General features: G+C 72.4%; 2 protein-coding genes. Both read right to left on the bottom strand.

The window, feature by feature from the left end; translation table 11 throughout:
• The coding region (locus AB0C29_RS44800; RefSeq protein WP_360833958.1) for a glycoside hydrolase family 92 protein at positions 1–1,310 on the bottom strand (1,310 nt) is incomplete at its 3' end.
• Between the two features lie 164 nt (positions 1,311–1,474).
• Positions 1,475–2,209 (bottom strand): hypothetical protein (locus tag AB0C29_RS44795; RefSeq protein WP_360833956.1); only part of this gene is annotated, 735 nt, incomplete at its 5' end.

Here is a 2,209-nt window from a genome sequence, read left to right as displayed (position 1 = left end):
GCCGCCTGCTGGGCGGTGGCCGAGCCGGCGGGCAGGGCCGCGCCGGCCGGGCGCACGGTGGCGTCGACATGGGTACGGCCGTCCGCCGGCGCCTTGTTCACCGACGGCGGCTGGGCCGCGACCGACGTGCCCCAGGACGACGGCTTCTTGCCGAGCGTGTGGGCGAGTGTGCCGCCGCGGGTCACCGCTGACCAGTCGAGCCAGGTTTTGCCGACGGATCGGCCGTTGAGCCGGATGCCTTGGATGTAGCGGTTGGTGTCCGAGGCGCCCGGCGCCGTGATGGTCAGCGTCTTGCCGCCCGTCCGTACGGTCGCCTTGGGGAACTGCGGGCTGGACAGCGCCAGGAAGTTGGCGCCGCTCATCGTCGGGTAGAGGCCCAGGGACGAGAAGACGTACCAGGCGCTCATCGTGCCCAGGTCGTCGTTGCCGGTCATGCCATCAGGGCCGGTGGTGAACAGCGTCATCGCGGCCCGGACGACCGTCGCGGTCTTCGCCGGGTCACCCGCCCAGAGATACATGTACGGCGCCAGCAGGTCCGGTTCGTTGTTCGGGTTGTACGTCGCCTTGCCGTAGTAGTCGTACGGCGCGGCGATCCAGTCCTCGCGCGCGGTGCCGGCCGGATCGGTGAGCAGCTTGTCGTAGACGAAGAAGTCGTCCAGCCGCTTCTCGGTCGCCGCCCGGCCGCCCATCAGCCGCACCAGCCCGGCCGGGTCCTGCGGCACCAGCCACTGGTACTGGTACGCCCCGCCCTCGTGGAACTGGTGTCCGGCCTCTACCGGGTCGTACGGCGTCAACCACGTCCCGTCCACCGTGCGGGGCCGGAACTGCTTGATCGAGGAGTCCCACAGGTTGCGGTACCACTGCCCACGCCCGGCGAACAGCTTCGCGTCGGCGGTCCGGCCCAGCCCCTTGGCCATCAGGGCGAGCGCCGCGTCGGCCGCCGCGTACTCCAGGGTGGCCGAGGCCGGGTGGTCACAGTCGTTGTCGCCGCCCTTGTCGGCGCACTCCTTGCCCCGGCTCAGCCCGGACGGAATGTAACCGCGGTCGGCGTAGAAGTCCTGACCCGTCCGCCCGTTGTACGGCGAGCCGGCCGGCGGCTGGGCGGTGGCGTTCTGCCGCAGGAGCGCGTACGCCTCCTGCTCGTGCCCGGCCAGCAGGCCCTTGGACCAGGCCTCGACCAGGAACGGGGTGACCGGGTCACCGGTCATGATGTTGGTCTCGCTGTTGGCCAGCGCCCAGCGCGGCAGCCAGCCACCGTCACGCCCGATCGCCACCACGGACAGCGCCACGTCCCGGGCGACCTGCGGCACCAGCAGCTCCAGCAGCTGGTTCTCGTCGCTCGGCGTCAGAAAAGCATGACACGAAACCGGGCGCCCCCGAGCGTCCGATCAAGGACTTCCGCAGCTCGGCGTCGTCGGGAAACGCGCGGGACGGGAGGACCGGCAGCACCCGCCGGCCCTCCCGCCTCATCCCCCTACCGGACCGCGGTCGGCACCGTCGACGGCTCCCACGTCGGCGGGCTCGCCGCGATCGCGTCCCGGAGCGTGGCGAACCGGGACCCGGAGGCCGGCGCCCCGGTCACCGTCGCCACCGCGAAGCGCACCAACCTTTCCCGTACGTAGGCCACGTTGGCCGGCCCGTGTTCGTTCTCCGAGTGCGGACCGCGGACCAGCGCCAGTTCCGCCCGGCCGCCGGCCCGCCGGTACGCGCTGAACGACGCCAGCGGGCCCTGGTACTCGTCCCACGCGCCCTGGGCGATGAAGGTGGCCGGCCAATCGCCCAGGCCCGCCAAAGGTTCGCTGGTGGGTGCGTAGATGAAGTGGTTCACCTCGGCCTGCGCGGCGGCGTAGACGAGGTCGCCCGGGTCGAAGAAGGGGAAGCCCCACTGGGCGGAGAGCAGGAGCGCGCCGCGGATGTTGCGGTGTCCCCACGGCTCGGAGCAGGGCTGCCCCGGCGTGTCGAGCGCGCACCAGCGGTGCAGGTTCGCGTTCATCGCCCACTGGGTCGCGTACGCGCCCTGGCTGGCCCCGCCCAGCAGGATCGGCATGGTGCGGGCCAGGTGGCCGGCGCCCAGCATCCGGCGGGCCGCGTCGGCGCCGGTACGGGTGGTGCCGTCCGGGCCCAGCGCCCGCAGGCCGGTGCCGTCCTGCAGGGCGTCCACCATGCGCAGCATGTCCAGGCCCTGTTGCAGGGTGTTGTCCGCGCTGAG

The sequence above is a fragment of the Actinoplanes sp. NPDC048791 genome, from assembly GCF_040650095.1.
GTDB lineage: Bacteria > Actinomycetota > Actinomycetes > Mycobacteriales > Micromonosporaceae > Actinoplanes.
This window is presented reverse-complemented; position numbering and strand designations above follow the sequence as displayed.